Raw genomic sequence first — 22,313 nt, 5'->3', positions numbered from 1 at the left:
TTAAGAGCGGATTCGATCAAATGGCACGGTCATGCGGGTATAGCGCAAATAGACGCATTGTCTTCGCCTGCTTGATCGCTTTGTCGCATTGAACCGCGAACGGATGACTTCCGGCAAGTACGTTTTTTCTACCGGCGAGGCCGGCAGGTCACTGGGCGGCTGATTATAGCCAGCGAGAATGAATCGTGCCATCGCATGGGGAGCTTCGTCAGATTTGTGCAATACGCGATAGATCATTCAGGACATCTGTTTTGCTTTTTTTGGCAGGATGCTATATTCATTTTGCTCCCGAAAAGAGGAGCAGCCAAGTGCTAGCGTTAATATTCATAAAAGGTTCGTTTCGAGGGGCGGCGGCGATTTTTCCCTCGAGCGGGTCCATTTCGTCGGTTGACTTTTTTCGATGGCTCGCTCATTTCTTGTGCTGCAGGGAACGGCTTCACCGTTTTTTAGCCGGTTGTCCGAAGCTTTGTCCCGGCGGGGGCACGCGGTGCGCCGAGTCAATTTTTGCGGCGGCGATCTCTTGTACAGCGGAGCGGGCGCGGCATGGGATTATCAAGGCGCGCTCGACGAACTGCCCGACTGGTACTCGCAAGCAGTCCGAACAGAGGGGGTGACCGATGTCATCATGTTCGGCGACTGCCGCGAGGTTCACCGGCCCATGCATCCGATCGCGCAAGCGTGCGGCCTGCGGATGCACGTGTTCGAGGAGGGTTACATTCGCCCGCACTGGCTGACGCTCGAGCGGCATGGCGTCAACGGCCGCTCGCTGCTGCCGCGCGACCCTGCCTGGTATGTCGAGCAACAGGCTGTCACGCCGCCGGGCCAGCCGGGGCGCCCAACTGGTTACAACCTTTACGAGCGCACATTCCACGATATCCGGTATCGTAGTGCAAACGCGTTTTATGCAAGCCGCTTTCCTCACTATTGCAGCCATCGTCCGAGGAATGGCTTGGTCGAATATGCAGGCCTTGCGATGCGTGCGCTGCAGTACCGCCGCCATCGCAGTAAAGCGGAGAAAGTGACGCAGGAGTTGCTGGGCACGGAATGCTCCTATTATTTGTTTCCGCTGCAACTGGGCTCGGATGCGCAGATCGTCGTTCATTCGCCGTTCGACGGCATTCGCGACGCGATCGCGCGGGTGATGTGCTCGTTTGCACGGGATGCGCGTTCCGATGCGTTGCTGGTCATCAAGAACCATCCGCTCGACACGGGATTGATCGATTATCGGCGCTTTACGTACAAGCTCGCGGCGGAACTCGGTATCGGCAGGCGCGTGCGCTTCATCGACTCGGGCCATCTGCCGACCCTGCTCGAGCACGCTGCGGGCGTCGTGGTCGTCAACAGTACGGTGGGATTGTCGGCATTGCATCACCGCCGCCCGCTGATCGCGCTCGGCGCCGCCGTGTATGCGCTGCCGGGGCTGACGTGGCAAGGCAGTCTCGAGGATTTCTGGACGCAGGCCGAGCCGCCCGACATGACTCTTTATCACGCGTTTCTCGACTACGTCATGCATCACACCCAGATCAACGGCGATTTCTACACGCGTACCGGCATCGAAATGGCGACGGCGGGCGCGCTCGAGCGGCTGGAGGCGGCGCGTGACTAGCGGCGCGCCGCGCCACGTCGTCATCACGGGTGCAAGCTCGGGGCTCGGCCGCGCGCTCGCGCAGGCATATGCGGCGCCCGGCGTCGTGCTCGGGCTCGTCGGGCGCGATGGCGCGAGGCTCGACGAATGCGTGGCCGCGTGCCGCGCGCGCGGCGCGCTCGTCGTCGCTGGACAGTTCGACGTGCGTAACGATGGGGAAGTCGACGCGTGGCTCATCCAGTTCGACGAGCGCTACCCGATCGATTTGCTGATTGCGAACGCGGGCGTCGCGAGCACGCTCGCTTCGGCGGCCGACTGGGAGACATTCGAGCGCATCGCCACCGTTGTCGATACTAATTTTTATGGCGCATTGCGTACCGTGCTGCCGATTATCGCGCGGATGCGGCTGCGCCGGCGCGGCCAGATCGCAATGGTCAGCTCGCTGGCCGCGTTGCGCGGGATGGCGATTTCTCCTGCTTATTGCGCGAGCAAGGCGGCAATCAAGGCTTATGCGGATTCGGTCCGGCCGTTGCTCGCACGCGATGGCGTCACGCTGTCGGTGATCCTACCCGGCTTCGTGAAGACCGCGATGAGCGATGTCTTCCCGGGCGATAAGCCGTTCTTATGGCCGGCGGACAAGGCCGCCGGCCACATCCGGCGCCGGCTCGCCGCGCGGCGAGCGGAGATTGCGTTTCCGGGGCTGTTGTCGCTCGGCATGCGCTTGCTGTCGGTGCTGCCCGCCGCGCTCGCGGACCCCATTCTCGGCCGACTGTCGTATCTACCGCGCGAGGAGCGCTGATATGAGCGGCGGGCTTGCGTTGGCGTTGACCTTTGCAATCGCACTGTCGTTCGTGCTCGATGCGCTCGCGATACCGCGTGCGCCGTGGCGCCGGCCGTTGCCTGCCATCGCATTGCATGTGCTCGCCGTCGCGTTCTTCGGCGTATGTGTGTTCGCCGTTACCGCACGCGTGTGGTTTTCGACGTTCGTCGCGCTTGCACTCGTCGGCCTGCTGGCGGCCGTCAGCAATGCGAAGTACGAATCGTTGCGTGAGCCGTTCGTATTCACCGATTTGAGCCTTTTCAGTCAGCTTTTCGCGCATCCGCGCCTATATTTGCCTTTCCTCGGCGCCGGCAAGATCGCCGCGATCGCAGCCGGCGTCGCGCTGCTTGCGGCGGGATGCATAGCCGAGCCGCCGTTGGCGGCGCGGCCGTTTGCCGGCGTGCTGGCGGCTCTCGCCGCGTGCCTGACGTGCGGCGTCGTGCTCGCGAAGCGTCTGACGCTCACGCTGGATGCGAATGTCGATCAACGGCGTCACGGTTTTCTCGCAACATTCATCGCCTATTTGCTGAACGGGCTGCGGCCAGCGACGCTGCACGCGTTCGAGCGCGCGGCCGCGCTAAGCCCGTTCGCCGACGGACAGGCCACCGGCTACCCGGACGTGATCGTGATTCAGAGCGAGTCGTTCTTCGATGCGCGCCGCGTGATCGCAGGCATCGAGCCATCGATCTTTACGCATTTCGACGCCGCGCGGCGCGAGTCACACTATTACGGAGAGCTTACGGTTCCGGCATGGGGCGCGAATACGATGCGCTCCGAGTTCGCGATGTTGACGGGGCTGGCGTCCGAGCGTCTCGGCTACGCGCGCTTCTATCCTTATGCATTTGTGCGCCGCGCGTGCGCGTCGCTTGCGGGCTGGTTTCAGCGTTCCGGCTATCGGACCATCGCGATGCATCCTTACTACGCGGATTTCTTCGGCCGGGACCGCGTGTTTCCGCTCATGCATTTCGAGCGGTTCGTCGATATCCGCCACTTCGAAGATGCGCCGCGAGCCGGCCCGTATATTGCTGATCGCGCGCTCGCCGACGCGCTGATCGCCGAACTCGACGCGCCGCGCGACAAGCCGCTCTTCGCGTTCGCAATGACCATGGAGAACCACGGGCCGCTGCATCTGGAGCCGGTCGAGCCTGGCGAATCGGGCCGGTATCACACGCTCGGCGATGGTCTCGCATGGCGCGATTTGACGGTTTACTTGCGTCACGCCGCAAATGCGGATGCAATGATCGGGCGGCTGCTCGATCATGTGCGAGCCCGACGGCGGGATACGGTCGTCTGTTTTTATGGCGATCACGTTCCGGCATTGCCACATATTTTCGATAAGCTAACGATTGCACCTGAACGCAGCGACTACTTTATCTGGCGGAATTTCGGAATGCCGGCTGCCTGCCGACGAAATGCGCGTGTCGAAGAACTCGGTTCGATGCTGCTTCAAATGATCGAAGCCTCGCAAGCGAGCAACCCCACTGCAAGTGCATCGGAAAATACGACGCAACGATGAACGTAAAGATTGCAATTGTCGGGATGGCGTGCCGCTTTCCCGGTGGCGTGCAAAATCCGGACGAGTTCTGGAGGCTGCTGCGCGACGAGCGCGACGCCGTTACCGAGGTGAGCGCACAGCGCTTGGGCACGGATTTCTATTGGCATCCGTCGAAGCGCGAGCCCGGCAAAAGCTACACGTTTGCTGCCGGCGTTCTGGAAAATGTTGCCGATTTCGATGCGGCTTTCTTCGGGATCTCGCCGCGCGAGGCGACGCAGATGGACCCGCAGCAGCGGCTGCTGCTCGAATTGGCGTGGGAGGCGTTCGAGGATGCCGGCGTGCGGCCCGCCGACATGCGCGGGCGCAATTGCGGCGTGTACGTCGGCGTCGCGAGCCCGGACTACGGCAATCGCAGCATGGACGACCTGAGCGCGGTCGATCCGTATTCGGCAACCGGCAATGCGCTTAGCATCGCGTCGAATCGTGTTTCGTATCTGTTCGATCTGCGCGGGCCCAGCATGTCGATCGACACTGCGTGCTCGTCGTCGCTTGTCGCGTTGCATCAGGCCGTCAATGCGCTGCAGGCGGGTGACGTCGAACTCGCGCTGGCGGGCGGGGTGAATCTGCTCGCGCATCCGTTCGGCTTCGTCAGCTTCTCGAAAGCGTCGATGCTGTCGCCGCGCGGCCGCTGCCGCGCATTCGATGCAACGGGCGACGGCTACGTGCGTGCTGAAGGCGGCGCATTCGTTCTGCTCAAGCCGCTCGATCGCGCGCTCGCCGACGGAGACACGATTCATGCCGTGATCGCAGGCTCCGGCGTGAACTCGGACGGCTATTCGCCTGGCGGCATCAGCGTGCCCAGCGCGGCGACGCAGGGGGCGCTGCTGCGTGACGTGTACCGGCGCGCGGGCATCGATCCGCGCTCGCTCGTCTATCTCGAAGCGCATGGCACCGGCACGGCGGTCGGCGATCCGATCGAGGCGCGCGCGCTGATCGACGTCGTCAGCGCGCAGCGCCCAGACGACGATCCGCTGCTGATCGGCTCGGTGAAAACCAACATCGGCCACTTGGAAACGGCATCCGGCATGGCGGGGCTGCTGAAGGCCGTGTATTGCCTCAAGTATCGTGCGATTCCGCGCTCGCTGCATTTCGACACGCCGAATCCGAACATCGATTTCGCCGGCGGGCGGCTGCGCGTGGTCGATCGCTACACGCCGCTCGGCGAGCGCGATGCGCCAATGACGATCGGCATCAATTCGTTCGGCTTTGGCGGCACCAATGCGCACGTGGTGTTGACCGAGGCGCCGGCGCGCGCGCAGGCGCCCGCCGCGTCGATGACAGTGATCGAGCCGGGCGATGCAAGCCCGCGTGCGGCGAATGCGCCCGCGCCGCTCGTGCTGAGCGCGCGCGTGCCGCAGGCGTTTGCCGCGCTGGCGGCGGATTATCTGCGCCGCCTCGAAGGCGGTTGCGCATGGCAGGCGCTTGCAGCAGGGGCCGCGCGTCGCCGGCAATGGTTCGACGCGCGCGCGGTGGTTGCGCCGTCGAGTGTCGCGGCGGGCCGCGAAGCGCTCGCCGCGCTCGCGGCCGGCGCCTCGACGCCGGCATGCGTGGCCATGGCCCATACGCTCGAGCCCGGTCACGACGCGCGTGTCGCGCTCGTGTATTCCGGCAACGGCTCGCAGTGGGCGGGAATGGGGCGGCAGCTTTACGACGAGGACGCGGTATTTCGCGATGCGGTTGCCGAAGTGGACGCGCTTTGGAGCGCGGACGGCAGCGCGTCGCTTGCCGACGTGCTGCGCGCGGGCGCGAGCGCCGAGTGGCTTGCCGCCACCGAGCACGCGCAGCCGCTGTTGTTTGCGATCCAGGTGGGCATCACGCGCGTCATTGACGCGCACGGCGTGCGTTTCGAAGCCGTCACCGGCCACAGCGTGGGCGAGATTGCCGCCGCGTGGGCGGCGGGCGCGCTGACGCTTGCCGATGCGGTGCGGGTCATCAAGATCCGCAGTCGCGCGCAGGAGCTGACTCGCGGCAGCGGGCGGATGGCCGCTGCGGGCCTCGACGAGGCGGCCGCGCGTGCGCTGATCGAGCGGCTGGGGCTTGCTCCGGGCGTCGAGATCGCCGGCGTGAACAGCCCGCAGGCCGTGACGCTCGCGGGCCCGCTCGACGCGCTGCTGGCCATCGACGCGGCACTGCGCGCGAGCGGCCAGTTCTTCCAGCTTCTCGATCTCGATTACGCATTCCACAGCCGGCAGATGGAGCCGATCAAGCCGGTGGTGCTCAAGCAGCTCGCGGATCTTGCCCCGCGCGCGGGCTCGGGCGGCTTCGTGTCGGCCGTGACCGGCGAGCGCCTGACGGGCGATGCGCTCGGTGCGCAATACTGGTGGCGCAATATTCGCGAGCCGGTTCGCTTCAGCGACGCGATCGCCTGTATCGCGGCGAGCGGCGTGCGTCTGTTCATCGAAGTGTCGCCGCATTCGATCCTGCGCACCTATGTGAAGCAGACGCTCGCTGCGCTGAAGCTGCCCGGTACGACGCTGCCCACGCTCAAGCGCAACCAGGACGGCGCGCAGATGTTGCGCCAGGCGGTTGCGTCGGCTGTCGCCCATGGCGCGCCGGTCGATCTGGATCGTTTCGTGCCCGACGCACCGCGCGTCTCATTGCCGACTTACCCGTGGCAGCGCGAGCGCTATTGGCTCGAATCGAGTCCGGAAGGCTGCAACCTGGTCAATCGCCGCCGCGAGCATCTGCTGCTCGGATACCGGCTGAACGGGCCCGCGCTTGCGTGGGAAAACGAGCTCGATCCGCTGCGCATGCCGATGCTTGCCGATCACGTCGTCGATGGCGGCGCGACCTTTCCCGGCGCGGGCTATGTCGAAATGGCGCTGGCTGCCGCCCGCGTGTTTTTCGGCACGCCGGATTGCGCGCTCGAGCATCTCGAGATCCGCGCGCCGGTAGTGTTCCAGGGGCAGCAGACGAAATGCTTCCGCTTCACGATCGAGCCGCGCACGGCGAGATTCCGGATCGAGACGCGCGACCGGATGAGCGATGCGCCGTGGGTCGAGAATGTCGTCGGCCGCCTGCTCGAAAGCGGCAATACGCTCGATGCGTCGAGTGCCGTGCCGCGCGGCGAAATGGAGCGGCTGCTCGCGCGGCCCGATGCGGGCGCCGCGGCACTGTACGATGCCGCGGCGGTACTCGGGCTTGCGTATGGCCCGGCGTTCCGCTGGGTGCGCGCGGTGCGGCTCGCGGGCAACACGGCGCTTGCCGATGTCGCGGCGCCGCCCGCATGCGGCGATGCGGCCGAACAGGCTGACTATCTGCTGCATCCGGCCTTGATGGACAGCGGGTTCCATCCGCTGTTCGCGCTGCTCGCGCAGCGTGCCCCCGAAGCCGAAGCTGGAGCCCGAACCCGGGTCGACGGGGGGGCGCTGCCTGCGGCATACGTGCCGGTTCATCTCGGCCGCATCGATTACCTGCGCGGCGACGCGATCGTGCGCGTGCTGGCGCGCATCGAGCGGCGCAATCCGCATTCGATCGTCGCGTCGTTCGAGTTTCTCGACGCGGCCGACGCGATTGTCGCCCGGCTTGCCGGATGCCGCTTCAAGCGTATCGATCTGGTCGCGCGACGGCTCAATCCGCCCGCGCGCTTTGTCTATGCGCTCGACGCGAAGCCGCTGCCTTCCACATTCGATGCGAGCGTGCTGCCGGCGCCGGCGCTGCTCGTCGAGCGCGCGCTCGCGTCGCTTGCGGCGCGCGAGGATTTCACGCGGCGCACGCGCCACCTGACCGAGATGCTGCCGCTTCTGGACGTGCTCGCGAGCGGCTACGCGTTGGCGGCGCTCGATGCAACCGGCGCGTTCGGGCAGCCTGCGCCGTTGGCGGGCGAGCGCGCGGCGCTCGTCGCCCGTCTTGCGGCGATGCTGGTCGAGGACGGGCTCGCGCACTGGGACGGCCCGCGGCTCGTGCGCAATGACGAATCGTGCGCGCTGTTGCCCGCGCTCGACGAACTTTGGCGCGGCTTGATCGCCGAGTCGCCCGGCCATGTCGCGGAGCTGACCTTGCTCGCGCACTGCGGCGCGACGCTGCCGGCGGTTTTGCGCGGCGAAGCGGCGTCGCGCCCGCTGTCGTCTACGGGCGACAGCCTCGTCGATCACTTCTTCGACGCGTCGCCGACCTGGAACCACACGCACGCGCTGATGGCGGCTTGCGTCGACGAGGCGCTTGCGGCGTGGCGGCTGCCGCGCCGGCTGCGCGTGCTCGAAATCGGCGATCCGGGCCGCGACGTGCTGCGCCCGCTCGGCGTCGCGCCCAGCGCCGTGCGCTGCGATTACACGATTGCCGGCACGCCGCGTCAGCTCGCAAGCTTCGATGCGCACGCGCACCCGTCGGTACAGACAATCGCGCTTCAGAGCGGCGACGCCTTCGCCTTTTCGACCGATGACCGCACGCCGTTCGATATCGTGGTCATCGACCGTGCGCTCAGTGCGCGGTCCGATCCGCTCGCCGTGGCGACAGTCGTGTTTGAGCGGCTGGCGCCGGGCGGCATCGCCGTCGTGACGGAACAAAGCGGCAGCCGTTTCGCCGATATCGTGTTTGCCGTCGTCTCAGGCGGCGCGCGCGCGGGCGGCGCCGCGCCGGCAACGCCGCCGCCGTGCGCCGCGCCGGGCGAGATCGAATCGCTGCTCACGCACGCGGGCTTCATCGACGTCACGCGCTATCTCGAACAGTCGCTCGATCTCGAAGGCGTGCCGACCTTCATCGTCGCGCGCAAACCGGCGGCGCGGGCGCACGACAATCACGAAGCGCTCGATGGCGCCGTATGGGACAGCCTCGATACCGCTGCCTATGCGGAGCGCTGGCTCGTCGTGACGGGCGACGACAACGATGCATGCGCGGCGCTTGCCAGCGCGCTCGCCGGCACCGGCTGCTACGCGGAAGCTGTGCCGCTCGAGCGCGTGGTGGAAATCGTCGCGCTCGCATCGCCCGCGCAGCCGCATCACCTGGTGTTCGTCGCGCCCGACGCGGCAGTGGCCGACGATGCCGACGGCGACGAATTGATGCGCGCGCAACAAACGGGCGTCGTTTCGCTCGCGCGGCTCGTGCGCGAGCTATGCGTCGTCGATGCCACCGCGAGCGCGAGGCTGTCGATTGTCACGCGCGGCGGCGCGCCGTTTGAGGCCGAAGGCGCGCCGCTGAACCCGGCGCAGGCCGGGCTCTGGGGGCTCGGCCGGGTGCTCGCGAACGAGCATCCGGAGCTGTCGTGTCAACTGATCGACGTGCATCCCGCGCTCGAGTTGCCGCTGGATGCGCTGGTGCGCGAATTGCTCGCGAACGACGACGAAGAGGAGGTGCTGCTCACGCCGCAGGGCCGTTTCGTGCCGCGCATGCTGAGTGCCGCGCAAGCCGACGCGCGCACCGATACGCTCGGCGTGCGTCCGGCCGCCGTGCTCGCGTTCGATGCGCCTGGATCGCTGCGCAATCTCGAATGGTTCGCGCTGCCGCCGCGCGAACTCGAGCCCGACGAAGTCGAGATCGAACCGGTTGCGACCGGCTTGAATTTCCGCGACGTGATGTACGCGATGGGCCTGTTGTCGGACGAGGCGGTCGAATCGGGCTTCGCCGGCGCGACGATCGGCATGGAGCTGGCGGGACGCGTCGTGCGCGTCGGGCGCGACGTCGACGGATTCTCGGTGGGCGACGCCGTGCTCGGCTTTGCGAGCGCGGCCTTCGCCACACGCGTCAGGACGCGCGCCTCGGCGCTCGCGCACAAGCCGTCGCAGTTGTCGTTCGAGGAAGCGGCGACGATTCCGACGACATTCTTCACCGCGTATTACGCGCTCGCCGAACTCGCGCGGCTGCGCGCCGGCGAGCGGGTGCTCGTGCACGGCGCGGCGGGCGGCGTCGGCATCGCGGCGATTCAGATCGCGCGTCACCTGGGCGCGGAGGTGTTCGCCACGGCGGGCAACGACGAGAAGCGCGAGTTCGTGCGTCTTGCCGGCGTGCATCATGTCCTCGATTCGCGCAGCCTGTCGTTCGCCGACGAAATTCTCGCGCTGACGCACGGCGAAGGCGTCGACATCGTGCTCAATTCGCTCGCGGGCGAGGCGATGGTGCGCAGCATCGACACGTTGCGCCCGTTCGGCCGCTTCCTCGAACTCGGCAAGCGCGATTTCTACGAGAACAGCCAGATCGGCCTGCGGCCGTTGCGCAACAACATCAGCTATTTCGGCATCGACGCCGATCAACTGATGAACGCGCGGCCGGATCTCACCGCGCACCTGTTCGGCGAGGTCATCGCGCTGTTCGAGCAACGCGCGCTGCATCCGTTGCCGTATCGCGCCTTTCCGGCCTCGCGCGTCGAGGATGCGTTCCGCTATATGCAGCAGGCGCGGCAGATCGGCAAGGTGCTGGTCACTTACTCCGCCGGCACGCCGGCGCCGGCGCGCAGCAGCGCGCTGGCGCCCGGCGAGCTGCGGCTCGATCCGGCCGCGGGCTATCTGATCATCGGCGGCACCGGCGGCCTGGGCTTTGCGAGCGCGCGCTGGATGGTGTCGCGCGGCGCGCGGCACCTGACGCTCGCGAGCCGCGGCGGCACGCTCGAGCCGGCGCTGCGCGACGAGGCGGCGCAGTGGCGCGATGCGCTTGGCGCGCAGGTGCACGTCGTCTCGTGCGATGCGACCGATGCGGCGGCGCTCGCGCGCGTGGTGGGCGAAATCGGCGCACGCGGCACGCCGCTCAAGGGCGTGCTGCATTCGGCAATGCAGATCGACGACGGGTTGCTGCGCAATCTCGATGACGCGCGATTCAACGCGGTGCTCGCGCCGAAGGTCGCGGGCGCGTGGAATTTGCATCACGCGACGCGCGATCTCGCGCTGGATTTCTTCATCGTCTATTCGTCGGTGACGACCTATCTCGGCAATCCGGGCCAGGCAAGCTATGTCGCCGCGAACAGCTTCGTCGAAGCGCTCGTGGCCACGCGCCGCGCAGCCGGGCTGGCGGGCACGGTCATGGCGTGGGGGCCCGTCGACGACGTCGGTTTCCTCGCGCGCAACACCGGCACGCGCGACGCGTTGCAGGCGCGGATCGGCGGCGTGTCGATCACGTCGGGCGAGGCGCTTGCCGCGCTCGAGCGGGTGCTGTGCGCGGGCGAAGCCGGCGAAGCCGTGGTGAGACTCGACTGGCAGGCGGTGTCGCGCGGCATGCCGGCTGCCGGCGCACGCCGGTACGCGCTGCTGCGGGCGTTCGGCGCGAACGAGCCCGCGCGCGAAGGCGGCACGCGCTTGCGCGCGCAAGTGCAGGCACTGGCGCGCGACGACGCGATCGGCGCCGTCGAAGATACTCTGCGCGCGCAGATCGCGCGCATCCTGCATCTGTCGCCCGATCGGATTGCACTCGATCGGTCGGTGCTCGATCTCGGCATGGATTCTCTGATGGGAATGGAGCTGGGAATGGCGATCGAGGAGGCGTTCGAGGTCAAGCTGTCGGTGATGGCGATCGCCGATGGCGCGACCGTGCATTCGCTGGCCGAGCGTATCGTCGATTTGATTGCCGGCGTGGCGGATGCGTCGGCCGCGTTCGACGGCGAAGCGGCGCGTCGCGCGTCGCTGGTCGAGCAGCACGGGCTCGAAGGCGACGCGCGCGACGCGATGCTGGGCCCCGCCGGCGGCGCCGAGCCTGCGGGCGCGGCGGCGGGTGCGCCGAATCCGCTCGCGATGACCGCATGAGCGCGCCGGCCGGCTGGCAGATGCGCGAGGGCACGCTCGCGCGCGAGCTTGCTATCGCGGGGCGCGGCTTGCACACCGGGCGTCGCGTCAACGTCCGAATTCTGCCGGCCGACGCACGCGCGCACGGCGTCGTGTTCCGCCGCCTCGAAGGCGGCCGGGAGCTTGCGACGCTTGCCGCCGATCCGTCATTGAGACGCGCGCAGCCGCTATGCACGATGCTGCGCAATGCCGACGGCGTCGGCGTGCGCACCATCGAGCATCTGCTCGCGTCGCTGCTCGCGTGTGAGATCGACCATGCGACCGTCGAGCTCGATGCGGAAGAGCTGCCGATTCTCGACGGCAGCGCGCAGCCGTGGGTCGATGCGCTGCGCGCATGCGGCCGCGCGGCGCTGCCCGCGCCGAAGCGCTTCATTCGGGTGCTCAAGCCTGTCGTCGAAATGCACGGCGCCGGCGCGGAGCGGCGCGAGATGCGCATCGAGCCCGCTGAGCGCTACGAGCTTAGCGTGCGCAACGATCTGAAAGGCTTTGGCGACATGCACTGGCACGGCGTGCTGACGCCCGACGTGTTCGCCGCGCAGATCGCCCCGTCGCGATCTTACGGGCGCATCAAATGGGCGATTCCGGCGATCGTTGCCGGTTATCTGCGCGGCGTGCCGATTCTGCGCGGCGCGCGGCCGTCATGCACCGCGTCGATCATCGGCAAGCGCGTCGTCGGCGGCTTGCGGCAGCCGGACGAATTCGTCCGGCACCGCGTGCTCGACTTGATCGGCGATCTCGCGCTTGCCGGCGCGCCGCTGCTTGCCCGCGTATCGGCATGGCGGCCGAGCCATGAGATGAACTTCCGGCTCGTCGAAAAGTTGCTGTCGACGCCGGGAGCGTGGGAATGGGCGGAGTTCGTCGCGTAATATATGAACTTCATTCACGAGACAGGCGAACGGTTCAGATGGGATTGGGAGATCACCTGCGCCAGCAACTCGCGGCGAAAGCACTGAAGCGGCAACTGGACCGCGTGTCCGACGACGGCGGCGGCGCGCGTCGCACTTTGTCCACGTCTGCCGCGCACGCGACGGGCGATCCGCGAAGCTGGTTCGAGGCAATGCCGCAATATCAGCAGGTGAAGCTGATTCGCGAGATGGGCGAGAAGCTGCGTGTGGCATCGCCGTTCTTTCGCGTGCACGACGGCGTGGCTGGCGCGACGACGCAGATCGGCGGTCGCGAATACGTGAATTTCGCGAACTACAATTATCTCGGTCTCGCGGGCGATCCGGCCGTGTCGGCGCGCGCGAAGGAGGCGATCGACCGCTACGGCACGTCCGCATCGGCGAGCCGGATGGTCGCGGGCGAGCGGCCGGTGCAGCGCGAGCTGGAGCAGGCGCTCGCGTCGTTCTACGAGACCGACGACTGCGTCGTGTTCGTGAGCGGGCATGCGACGAACGTGACCGTTATCGGCTCGCTGTTCGGGCCGGGCGATCTGGTCATCCACGATGCGCTCGCGCACAACAGCATCGTGCAGGGCGCGCAGTTGAGCGGCGCGAAGCGCTTGAGCTTCGCTCACAACGATTGGCGCGCGCTCGACGCGCTGCTCGCGCGCGTGCGGCGAGATTATCGGCACGTGCTCATCGCGGTCGAAGGTCTCTACAGCATGGACGGCGACTTGCCGGACCTCGAGCGGTTCGTCGAGATCAAGAAGCGTTACGGCGCGTTCCTGATGGTCGACGAAGCGCATTCGCTCGGCGTGCTCGGCGCGACTGGCCGGGGCATACGCGAACATTGCGGCGTGCCGTCCGACGAGGTCGATCTGTGGATGGGCACGCTGAGCAAGGTGCTGGCCGGATGCGGCGGCTTTATCGCCGGTTGCCAGCCGCTCGTCGATATCCTGCGCCATCTCGCGCCGGGCTTTCTTTACAGCGTCGGCTTGTCGCCCGCGCTCGCGGCCGCGTCGCTCGCCGCGCTCGGCAAGCTGCAGGCCGAGCCGCAACGCATTGCGACGCTGCGCGAGCGCGGGCTGCAATTCCTCACGCAGGCGCGCGCGGCGAAGCTCAATACCGGCACGAGCGTCGGCTATGCGGTCGTGCCCGTCATCACCGGCAGCTCGATAAAGGCCGCGCAATGGGCGAATGCGCTGTTCGACGACGGAATCAACGTGCAGCCGATCTTCTATCCGGCAGTCGAAGAGCGGACCGCGCGCTTGCGCTTTTTCATTTGCTCGACCCACGAGCCCGAGCAGATCGATCGCACGATCGCGGCGCTCGTGCGGCTCGCGCGCTGAATGCCGGCGCGATGACCACGCCGTTGGAGCGCGGGCGCGCCGCGGCGCGCGGACAAGCCGGCCGACCATCGCCGGTGCGGCGCTTTCGCGCCGCCGTTGCGGGTGACGCGGGCGCATGCGCGCCGCTCGTGTTCGCATCGGGCGTGCGGGAGTTCAGCTTTTTTCTCGGCGAGCCGCCTGAGCGATGCATCGGGTTCTTGAAATTCGCGTTCGCGTCGAAATACGGGCGGTTCTCGTGGCGGCGTCATCACGTCGCCGTCACGGAGGACGGCGACGTCTGCGCGGTGCTGGCCGCGCATGACGGCCGCAAAACCCGTTTCGACGATCTGCATGTCGCTTGGATGCTGCTGCGTTGGTTCGGCCCGCTGCGCACGGTTGGCATGCTGCTGCGCGGACTCGTGCTGGAAAGCGAGTTGCCGGCGCCGAAGCGCACGCAGACGCTGATTGCGCATTGCGCGACCGACGAGCGCTGGCGTGGCTGTGGCGCGTTCAGCGCGTTGTTCGACGATGCGCGCTCGGCGGGCCTGTTTGGCGCCGAAGCGGGCAGGGGTGTAGTTCTCGACGTGCTGGTCGACAACGTGCGCGCTCGCGGGCTTTACGAGCGTCTTGGCTTCGTCGAAATATCCCGGACGCGGGCGCGGTCCGCGCGGTTGCCGAAGGAACTGGCGTCGGTTCGAATGCGCTTCGATGCCGGCGGCGATGCGCGATGATGGCCGGGCGCGGCGATTGTCCGCGATGCCGTTGCAGCCCGGATGGCTGCGGCTGCCGACGGCGGGCGTTTGCGCGTGAAAATATCGATGACGCTTGAAGCCGGCGCGGCGTCGATGCGTCCGCTGTCGCAGCGCTTGAGCGCGGCAGGATTGGCTTACCGCTCGGTTCAGGCTTTGATTGCCGCCGCGCCAACCTCGCGGCCCACATTGTGTGCCGCATCAAATGTGGAAGAGATGCGGTAGGGCAGCGCGGCGGCTCGGAGGCGGCAATGCCGCCGCGCCGGATATCGCGTACATTGCATGTGCGCGCGGATAGTTTTGGCATATCTGCTTGCTTCGGCACAGCAGTAGTTGGCCCCAGCGCTTGATGCGCATCCGGTCGTTTGATTTTCTCTAGGGGGCGATATGGCTTTCGATGCTTCAACGTTCGTCGTGCATGACGTCGAATGGTTTCCTGTCGTTCGGGTTCAATCGGAGGCGATTCGTCCAGGTTACGCGGTTCAGTGGGTGGCGGAAATGAATGCGCTGATCGCGCGAGGCGAGCCGTTCGCCGTGATTTACGTCGGCGCGCAAAGCGATGAGGCGCATGAGGATCGCAAGCGGCGCGGCATCTGGCTCAAACAGCATGCGGACGCGCTGGCCCGTATGTGCAAGGTGCTCGTCACGGTCGAAGCGGACGATGCGTTGCGCGAGGGCGCGCGCGTGAGCGGCCGGGGCGTGACGCGGGCTTTCGGCATTCCACATCGGGCGGTCGCGAATTGGAGCGAGGCGCTCGATATCGTGTCGTGCCGCGTCGAGGTGAATTGAGCGGTTTTACGGGCGCGGAACGGAAATGAAAAAGGGTCTCCATAGGAGACCCTTGTGCATCTTGGTAGGCCGTACTGGATTCGAACCAGTGACCAACGGATTAAAAGTCCGCTGCTCTACCAGCTGAGCTAACGACCCAAAGAGGCAAAATTATAGCGGCCGCTTTGCAGGCTTGTCAACAAATTCGATCGCGAACCGCTTTTTTCCGTTACTTGACCGCATCCAGCTTGCTTTGCGCAGCCTGTGCGGCATCCGTGCCCGGGTATTGCGAGACGACCTGCTCAAGCGTCTTCTTCGCAGCGGCTTTCTGACCTTGTTCGATCTGGTTCGTCGCGATCGCGACGAGCGCGTCGGCCGCCTTCGGATGCTGCGGGTAGCTCTTTACGAGGTTTTGCCACGTCGCGCTCGAACCACGGTAGTCGCGAAGTGCGTACTGCGCATTGCCGAGCCAGTATTGCGCGGTGGGCTGATAGGGGCTTTGCGGATATTTCGCGATGAATGAGCGAAACGAAGCCGCCGCGCCCTTGAAGTTGCCGTTGCGAAATTGCTGAGACGCAGCGTTGAACGCGTCCGTTTCCCCCGGCTGCACCGTGCCTTCAACGCCGTCCACCGTCTTTTGCTGCGGCTCGAACTTCTTGAGGCGCGTGTCCAGATCGGTGTAGTACTCCTTCTGTTGACGCTCGAGCGTCGTTAGGCGGTTCGTCAGATCCTCGTTTTCGCCACGCAGCGTCGCGACCTGCTGGTTCAGTTGGTCGAGGCGGCCCGACTGGTCGAGGATCGTGCGTTGTGCGGCCGAAAGCTGACTCGTCAGGTTATCGGTCTTGCTGCGCAGGTCGAGCACCGCGCGGCGGGCTTCGTCATCGTCGAAAAGGCCGGCATGGGCCGGTGCAGCCGCAAGAGCCGCGCCGGCCATGCACAACGAAGCGGCGGCGTGCATCCAGGAAAAACGGTGCGTCATACAGCGATTCTTCCGTGACTTACTGTTGATAGACGAGGTCCGCGCGGCGGTTCTGTGCCCACGACGCTTCGTCATGGCCGAGCGCCACCGGTTTTTCCTTGCCGAGGCTCACGGCTTCCATCTGCGTATCCGCAACGCCGAGCAGTGACAGCGCGCGGCGCACGGCTTCGGCTCGCTTCTGACCCAGAGCGAGGTTGTACTCGCTCGTGCCGCGCTCGTCGGTGTTGCCCTGGATCAGGACGTGGCGTTGCGGATGGCTCTTCAAGTATTGCGCGTGTTGTTGCAGCAGCGGCTGGTACTGATCCTGCACCGAATAGCTGTCGAAATCGAAGTAGATGCTGCGCTTTGCGAGCGGGCTGTTCGGATCGTTGAGCGGGTCGACGGTGACTTGCGCGACGTTTTCCGGATTCGTTTGTGATGCGTTTTGATTAGCGTTTTCGTCGACCTTCACACCCGACTTACACGCGGCGAGCACGCCGATCGTTAGCATTGCGAACGCAAGACGAAGTTTTTTCGACATCATACTGATTCTCCTTGTGGTTATTGCATGAAGGGTCCCCAGGACGGCTCACGCACGCCGCCCTGAATAGACAGAATCTGCGGCGGCGCGCTGCCGTCGGAGGGGACGGCAGCGAGTACGCTGCGGCCGCCCGACTGAGTGGCATACAGAATGTACTGACCGTTCGCCGCAAAGCTCGGCGATTCGTCGCGCGTCGTGTTGGTGACGGCGTTTGCCGCCCCTGTTTGCAGATCTTGGACATACAACTTGAAGCCCCCGCCGGTGCGCGAGATGTACGCGAGCAGCCTGCCGTCCGGGCTGACCCGCGGGCTTGTATTGTAGCTGCCGGTGAACGTCACGCGCTGCGCCGCACCGGCGCTTTCGCCTTCGGCCGGCATTCTGTAAATCTGCGGTGCGCCGCCGCGGTCGCTCGTGAAGTAGATCCACTTGCCATCAGGAGAATAGAACGGTTCGGTGTCGATCGAGCCGCTGCGCGTGAGGCGCTTGAGTCCGCCACCCGACGCATTGACCGAATAAATCTGCGTATTGCCCGTGAGCGACAGCGCAACCGCGAGCGTTTGGCTGTCCGGCGACCACGCGGGCGCGCTGTTATTGCCTTTCTGATTCGAGATCACGTAGCGGCGGCCGGTCGGCAGATCGTGAATGTAGACGACCGGCTTCTTCAGCTCGAACGACACATACGCAACCTTGGTGCCGCTCGGCGACCACGCGGGCGAGATGATCGGCTCCTTGCTCGTGAGCGCGGGAATCGGATTCTGTCCGTCGGAGTCGGAGATCAGCAGCCGGTACGAATTGCCCGTGCGCTGCACATACGACAGGCGGGTGTTGAACACGCCGCGCACGCCGAGGAGCTTTTGATAGATGTAATCGGCAATCTTATGACCGGCCTTGCGCATCGCCTCGCTGTCGTTCGACGCAGTCAGCGACAGGCCGCCCAGGCTTTGTTGTTTGACCGTGTCGTACAGGATGAAGTTGACCTTGTATTGGCCACCCGATTCGCGGGTCACGCTGCCCGCGACGAACGCGTTCGCGCCTTTCGCCTTCCATCCGCCAAAGTCCGGCGACGCTGTTTCGGGCACGGGCGTACTGCCCGCGTCGACGTTCGTGAACTTGCCGCTTCTCGCCAGATCGGCGCGAACGATTGACGTGACCTGTTGAGGCAGGCTCGCTTCGTTGACGAAATTGGCGGTGGCGATCGGAAACTGGGTGGAGCCGACGCCCGTGATCAGTACGTTCACTTGCGCGTGGGCGCCGGTGCCCGCCGCGATCAAACACGAGGCCACGAGTGCCCTAAAACCTAGCTTCGTCATCAAACTCATGCTTCCTGTTCCCGTTTGTGCTTGCTTGCGCGAAAGACTCAAAGATACCCGATTCGTTCCCGTCGCGACGGCGCGAGTGTACGCGTAAATACGTCTATTCCGCCGCCCTGAAGGTAATCGTAATCTGGCTGGGGGTTTGGCCATTGGTATCGGGCGGTAGCGGCACCGATGCCTGGATCGCGTTGATCACGGCTTGATCCCACCCCGAATTTCCGCTGGAACGGCGGATCGACGCGCTGAGCACGTCGCCCGACGGCGTACAGCGAATCGAGACGACGGTGACGAGACCTTCGCGCTCGCCACCCCAAACGATGTGCGGCTTCACGCGCCGCCGCACCTTGTCCGCGTAGCCGGGGGACGCCGCGGTGCCGCCCGAGCCGGTGCCGGTGCCGCTCTTCGCAAGCCCTTCGCCGCCGCCCGAGCCCGCCATCCCTTGCAGTTGCGCAAGGCGGGCCTGCCGCTCCTTGTCGAGTTTCGCGCGCGCCGCCGCGTTCGCCTTGGCCGCCGCCGCAGCCTTCGCCGCTTTTTCGGCCTCGGCTTTCTTTTGGGCGGCAAGCTGCTCTTGCTTCTCTTGCTTCTCTTGCTTCTTCTGCTGCTCGAGCCTGCGCTGTTGTTCCGCGAGCTGCTGCTTGAGCTTATCGGCCTGTTTCTGCTTGTCGCGCTCGGCCGCCTGCTGGGCGGCAAGCTGCGCGGCTTGTTGTGCGGCGAGCTGTTGCGCCTTCAGCCTCTGCCGGCGCTGCTCCTCGAGTTGTGCTTCGCGGGCCGCGGCCTGCTGCGCGCGCCGCTTTTGCTGCAACGCAATATCCGCTTCGTCGTTCTTGACCGGCTCAGGAGCAGGGGCCGCCTTCACGGGTGGCGCGGGGCGCGGCACGGATGTGTCTGGAATCTCGGTCCAAAGCTCGGCCTGCGCGCCCGCGGGCGTGCTGTTTGGCCACTGGATGCCGTGATAAAGGAAGAGCGCGAGCAAAACATGCATCAGCGCCGCGAGCAGGAACGCGCGGCCGGTGCCGCGCTCGCGTGGCGGCTTGTGCGGATAGGCGGCGCGTGGTTGGCTCGACATCATTGCGATTTGACGAGCAGGCCGACGCGCTTCACGCCGCGCGCCTTCAGATCGGACATCACCGACATGACCGCGTCATACTGAACCGTCTTGTCCGCCGCGATCACAACCGGCTGATCCGGGTGATCGGTCTGGCGCGATACGATGAAGCTGTCAAGCTCGGCCTTCGTCATCGCATCTTCCTGCGACGCGCCCGACTCGCTCTTGTAGCGGACGCTTATTTTACCGTCGGCGCGGATGTTGACGACGACGGGCGGCGTCTGATCCTGCGGTGCGGCATTGCCGACGGTCGGCAGATTGATGATCGACGGCGCGACGAGCGGCGCCGTGACCATGAAAATGACGAGCAGCACGAGCATCACGTCGATGTACGGCACGACGTTGATGTCGGCCATCGAGCGGCGCGAGCGGCCGCCGCGCATGCTGGAACGAATGGGGGTGCCGGCCATCGCGTGCTCCTTATTGCGCCTGGCGCTGCAGGATGTTCGAGAATTCTTCGATGAACGTCTCGAAGCGGATAGCGAGACGGTCGATATCGTGCGCATAGCGGTTATACGCGACGACTGCCGGAATCGCGGCGAACAGGCCGATCGCGGTTGCGACGAGTGCCTCGGCGATGCCGGGCGCGACGTTCGCGAGCGTGGCCTGCTGCACGTTCGCGAGTCCCCGGAACGAGTTCATGATCCCCCACACGGTGCCGAACAGACCGATATATGGGCTGACCGAGCCGACCGACGCGAGGAACGACAGGTTCGATTCGAGAACGTCCATTTCACGCTGGAATGATGCGCGCATCGCGCGGCGAGCCCCATCGAGAAGGAGTGTCGGATCGCTCAGGCGCTTTTCCTTAGCCTTGAGGAATTCCCGCATCCCCGATTCGAAGATCCGCTCGAGCGCGCCGATCGTGTGACGATTGTTTGCCGCGCTCTGGTACAGCGCCTGCAGATCGCCGCCCGACCAGAAGTCGCGCTCGAAGCGCTCGGTTTGCGCGCGGGCGCGGCGGATCGCAAACCATTTGCGGAAAATGAAGGTCCACGACATCAGCGACAGGATGAGCAGGAGCCCCATCACCGCCTGGGCGAGCACGCTCGCGTTGAGGACGAGGGAGATGATCGACAGGTCTTGAGCAGTGTTCATAAAGGTTTGATTAACGTCCCCTTCGGGGAGGGCCTGACCAGGGTACCCGGCCGGAATATTCCGGCGGCGCGCGGCAGGGCCATTCGGTTTGGCGCGCCGCGGGCATCCCGCCGAACCTTGCTTAGTAGCGGGTCACGGGGGTGAAGTTCATCGGCTGTGTCTAAACGGCACCTGGGCGCTCAGCGTTGACACCGCCGTCCCGCAGTTCGCGCGCGGCCGGCCCACGCTTGAGCGCCTCGAAGACGGGCGGCGGGATCAGGCTCGATCGGAACACGGCGCGATCGACGCAGGCAATTCTCACCTTGGCGGTGACAAGGAGCATATCGTCCCGCCACGCCTGTTGGGTGAACGTCACCGATGCATGGCCGAGCCGGTCGATCTTGCAGGTGATCGTGAGCGCGTCGTCGAGCCGCGCGGGGGCGCGGTAGTTGAGCGCGGCGTCGCAGACGACGAAGATCGCTCCCGTCTCGTCGGCGACGCGCCGTTGGTCGACGCCGCACGCGCGCAGCCATTCGGTGCGCGCGCGCTCGAAGAATTTCAGGTAGTTCGCGTAATAGACGACGCCGCCGGTATCGGTATCCTCGTAGTACACGCGAACGGGCCACACAAAGTCTGGCGCTGCGTCTGGCTGTTGGGTGGGCTCAATCATGGCGCGCATTCTACCGGAACGGCGACTCCGATTCGTAACGGTATGTTGTCGCGCGGGGCGGCCTTGCGGGTCCCCGCGCGCCCGAGCTGGCTCAGCCCCGATGAACGGTCAGCCCGGCAGGGGCCTGCGCGACCGGCATCATCTCGATCGTGTTGATGTTCACGTGCGCGGGGCGGGTGGCGATCCAGTAGATCGTGTCGGCGATGTCCTGCGCGGTGAGCGGGGCGACGTTCGCATAGACGTTTGCCGCCTTCGCGTCGTCACCACGATAGCGCACGTTCGAGAATTCGGTGCCGCCGCAGAGGCCCGGCTCGATATCGGTCACGCGCAGCGGCGTGCCGACCAGATCCGCGCGCAGATTCAGGCTGAACTGGCGCACGAACGCCTTGGTTGCGCCGTAGACGTTGCCGCCAGGGTACGGATAGCTGCCTGCGACCGAGCCGAGATTGAAGATATGGCCGCGGCCGCGCTCGATCATGCCCGGCAACAGTGTGCGGGTGACCGTGACGAGGCCCGAGCAGTTCGTGTCGATCATCGTTTGCCATTCGTCGAGGCTCGCCTTGTGCGCAGGCTCGACGCCGAGCGCGAGGCCGGCGTTATTGACGAGCACGTCGATCGCGCCAAACTCGGCGGGCAGCGACGCTGGCACGGCTTCGACGGCCGCCCGGTCGCGTACGTCGAGTTCGAGCGGCAAAAGCGCGTTGCCTAGCTCGGCGGCAAGCGCGTCGAGACGATCCTTGCGGCGCGCGGTGGCGACGACGCGATGGCCGCCTTTCGCGAAGATCCGGGCGATGGCGGCGCCGAAACCTGCCGATGCGCCGGTGACGAACACGATCATTGCTGCTGCTCCTTGATGGACGCTTGAGACGCCTGCTTGATGGAACACGCTAGCCTACTGGGATTGCGGCGGTGCGACAAGGCCGGGACGCGCCAGACGCGCACACCCTGCAGACCCGGCCCGCAGTGCCGATCAATTTGGCCCTTTTTGGGGGGGCGGCATTGTCTGGCAAGCTCGGCTTGGTTGCCTATTCACCGTGCATCCAATAAACTAATGCGCTCAATATCTCCCTGCGTGACTGGCGATAAGGCCTTTCGGGGCCAAGGTGGAGCGTCCCACCGTGAAGCGCGGGGTTTCGCTTTTGCCGTTCGCCTGGGCAGCCGTTGTGCGCCGTGTCGTGCGCGCATCGCCGGTGGCTGTCCTGCCTCGCGTTCCACGGATTCCTCCGCTACGTCGAGCTGGCTCTCCACCGTGTCGAGCTG

Annotated in this window: 17 protein-coding genes, 1 tRNA gene and 1 riboswitch; of the genes, 9 read left to right on the top strand and 9 right to left on the bottom strand. The window is 65.9% G+C overall.

Annotation, left to right across the window (positions count from 1 at the left end):
* Nucleotides 1–400: 400 nt before the first annotated feature.
* The 9 genes from WS68_RS13960 (at nt 401) to WS68_RS13920 (ending at nt 15,410) form a co-directional block, all read left to right on the top strand.
* Entirely contained in the window at nt 401–1,606 is a 1,206-nt protein-coding gene (locus tag WS68_RS13960; protein WP_059571368.1) for a capsule biosynthesis protein, read from the top strand.
* Nucleotides 1,599–2,384 (top strand): SDR family NAD(P)-dependent oxidoreductase, encoded by a 786-nt coding sequence (locus WS68_RS13955; protein WP_059571367.1) that lies wholly within the window; start codon nt 1,599–1,601, stop codon nt 2,382–2,384. Before WS68_RS13960 ends, WS68_RS13955 begins: the two co-directional genes overlap by 8 nt.
* Before the next feature lies 1 nt (nt 2,385).
* Nucleotides 2,386–3,921, top strand: coding sequence for an LTA synthase family protein (locus WS68_RS13950; RefSeq protein WP_059571366.1), 1,536 nt, complete (start codon nt 2,386–2,388; stop codon nt 3,919–3,921).
* The gene (locus WS68_RS13945; RefSeq protein ID WP_059571365.1) at nt 3,918–11,624 is read left to right on the top strand and encodes a type I polyketide synthase; all 7,707 of its coding nucleotides are present in this window, start codon (nt 3,918–3,920) and stop codon (nt 11,622–11,624) included. The genes WS68_RS13950 and WS68_RS13945 overlap by 4 nt, the downstream gene beginning before the upstream one ends.
* On the top strand, nt 11,621–12,529 hold the full coding sequence (locus WS68_RS13940; protein WP_059571364.1) for a UDP-3-O-acyl N-acetylglycosamine deacetylase: 909 nt from the start codon (nt 11,621–11,623) through the stop codon (nt 12,527–12,529). The genes WS68_RS13945 and WS68_RS13940 overlap by 4 nt, the downstream gene beginning before the upstream one ends.
* Before the next feature lie 38 nt (nt 12,530–12,567).
* On the top strand, nt 12,568–13,893 hold the full coding sequence (locus WS68_RS13935; RefSeq protein ID WP_059571363.1) for an aminotransferase class I/II-fold pyridoxal phosphate-dependent enzyme: 1,326 nt from the start codon (nt 12,568–12,570) through the stop codon (nt 13,891–13,893).
* Between the two features lie 11 nt (nt 13,894–13,904).
* Nucleotides 13,905–14,603 carry a GNAT family N-acetyltransferase gene (locus WS68_RS13930; RefSeq protein ID WP_059571362.1) on the top strand — a complete coding sequence of 233 codons (699 nt, stop codon included), beginning with the start codon at nt 13,905–13,907 and terminating at the stop codon, nt 14,601–14,603.
* 42 nt (nt 14,604–14,645) lie between these two features.
* Complete coding sequence (locus WS68_RS13925) at nt 14,646–14,846, top strand: hypothetical protein (RefSeq protein ID WP_059571361.1); 201 nt, start codon at nt 14,646–14,648, stop codon at nt 14,844–14,846.
* 162 nt (nt 14,847–15,008) lie between these two features.
* Nucleotides 15,009–15,410, top strand: a complete 402-nt coding sequence (locus WS68_RS13920) for a hypothetical protein (RefSeq protein WP_059571360.1) — start codon at nt 15,009–15,011, stop codon at nt 15,408–15,410.
* A gap of 62 nt (nt 15,411–15,472) precedes the next feature.
* On the opposite strand, the gene WS68_RS13915 is transcribed toward WS68_RS13920, so the two are convergent.
* The 9 genes from WS68_RS13915 to WS68_RS13875 form a co-directional block, all read right to left on the bottom strand.
* Nucleotides 15,473–15,548: transfer RNA gene (locus tag WS68_RS13915), tRNA-Lys, on the bottom strand.
* Between the two features lie 70 nt (nt 15,549–15,618).
* Nucleotides 15,619–16,368: a tol-pal system protein YbgF gene (gene ybgF, locus WS68_RS13910; RefSeq protein ID WP_059571359.1), complete on the bottom strand. Its 750-nt coding sequence runs from the start codon at nt 16,366–16,368 to the stop codon at nt 15,619–15,621.
* 19 nt (nt 16,369–16,387) lie between these two features.
* Nucleotides 16,388–16,891, bottom strand: coding sequence for a peptidoglycan-associated lipoprotein Pal (gene pal / locus WS68_RS13905; RefSeq protein ID WP_059571358.1), 504 nt, complete (start codon nt 16,889–16,891; stop codon nt 16,388–16,390).
* A gap of 17 nt (nt 16,892–16,908) precedes the next feature.
* The gene (gene tolB, locus WS68_RS13900) at nt 16,909–18,207 is read right to left on the bottom strand and encodes a Tol-Pal system beta propeller repeat protein TolB (RefSeq protein ID WP_059571357.1); all 1,299 of its coding nucleotides are present in this window, start codon (nt 18,205–18,207) and stop codon (nt 16,909–16,911) included.
* 94 nt (nt 18,208–18,301) lie between these two features.
* Complete coding sequence (gene tolA / locus WS68_RS13895) at nt 18,302–19,270, bottom strand: cell envelope integrity protein TolA (RefSeq protein ID WP_059571356.1); 969 nt, start codon at nt 19,268–19,270, stop codon at nt 18,302–18,304.
* Nucleotides 19,267–19,716: a protein TolR gene (tolR, locus tag WS68_RS13890; protein ID WP_059571355.1), complete on the bottom strand. Its 450-nt coding sequence runs from the start codon at nt 19,714–19,716 to the stop codon at nt 19,267–19,269. The genes tolA and tolR overlap by 4 nt, the downstream gene beginning before the upstream one ends.
* 10 nt (nt 19,717–19,726) lie before the next feature.
* Nucleotides 19,727–20,404: a protein TolQ gene (gene tolQ / locus WS68_RS13885; RefSeq protein ID WP_059520042.1), complete on the bottom strand. Its 678-nt coding sequence runs from the start codon at nt 20,402–20,404 to the stop codon at nt 19,727–19,729.
* Nucleotides 20,405–20,564: 160 nt separating this feature from the next.
* Entirely contained in the window at nt 20,565–21,062 is a 498-nt protein-coding gene (ybgC, locus tag WS68_RS13880; RefSeq protein WP_059571354.1) for a tol-pal system-associated acyl-CoA thioesterase, read from the bottom strand.
* 82 nt (nt 21,063–21,144) lie between these two features.
* Entirely contained in the window at nt 21,145–21,891 is a 747-nt protein-coding gene (locus WS68_RS13875) for an SDR family NAD(P)-dependent oxidoreductase (protein ID WP_059571353.1), read from the bottom strand.
* A 224-nt stretch (nt 21,892–22,115) separates the two neighbouring features.
* Nucleotides 22,116–22,216: riboswitch (ZMP/ZTP riboswitch) on the top strand.
* Nucleotides 22,217–22,313 lie beyond the last annotated feature (97 nt).

This window comes from Burkholderia sp. TSV86, assembly GCF_001522865.1.
GTDB lineage: Bacteria > Pseudomonadota > Gammaproteobacteria > Burkholderiales > Burkholderiaceae > Burkholderia.
The sequence above is the reverse complement of the archived record's forward strand: the minus strand, read 5'-3'. Positions and strand labels throughout refer to the sequence as shown.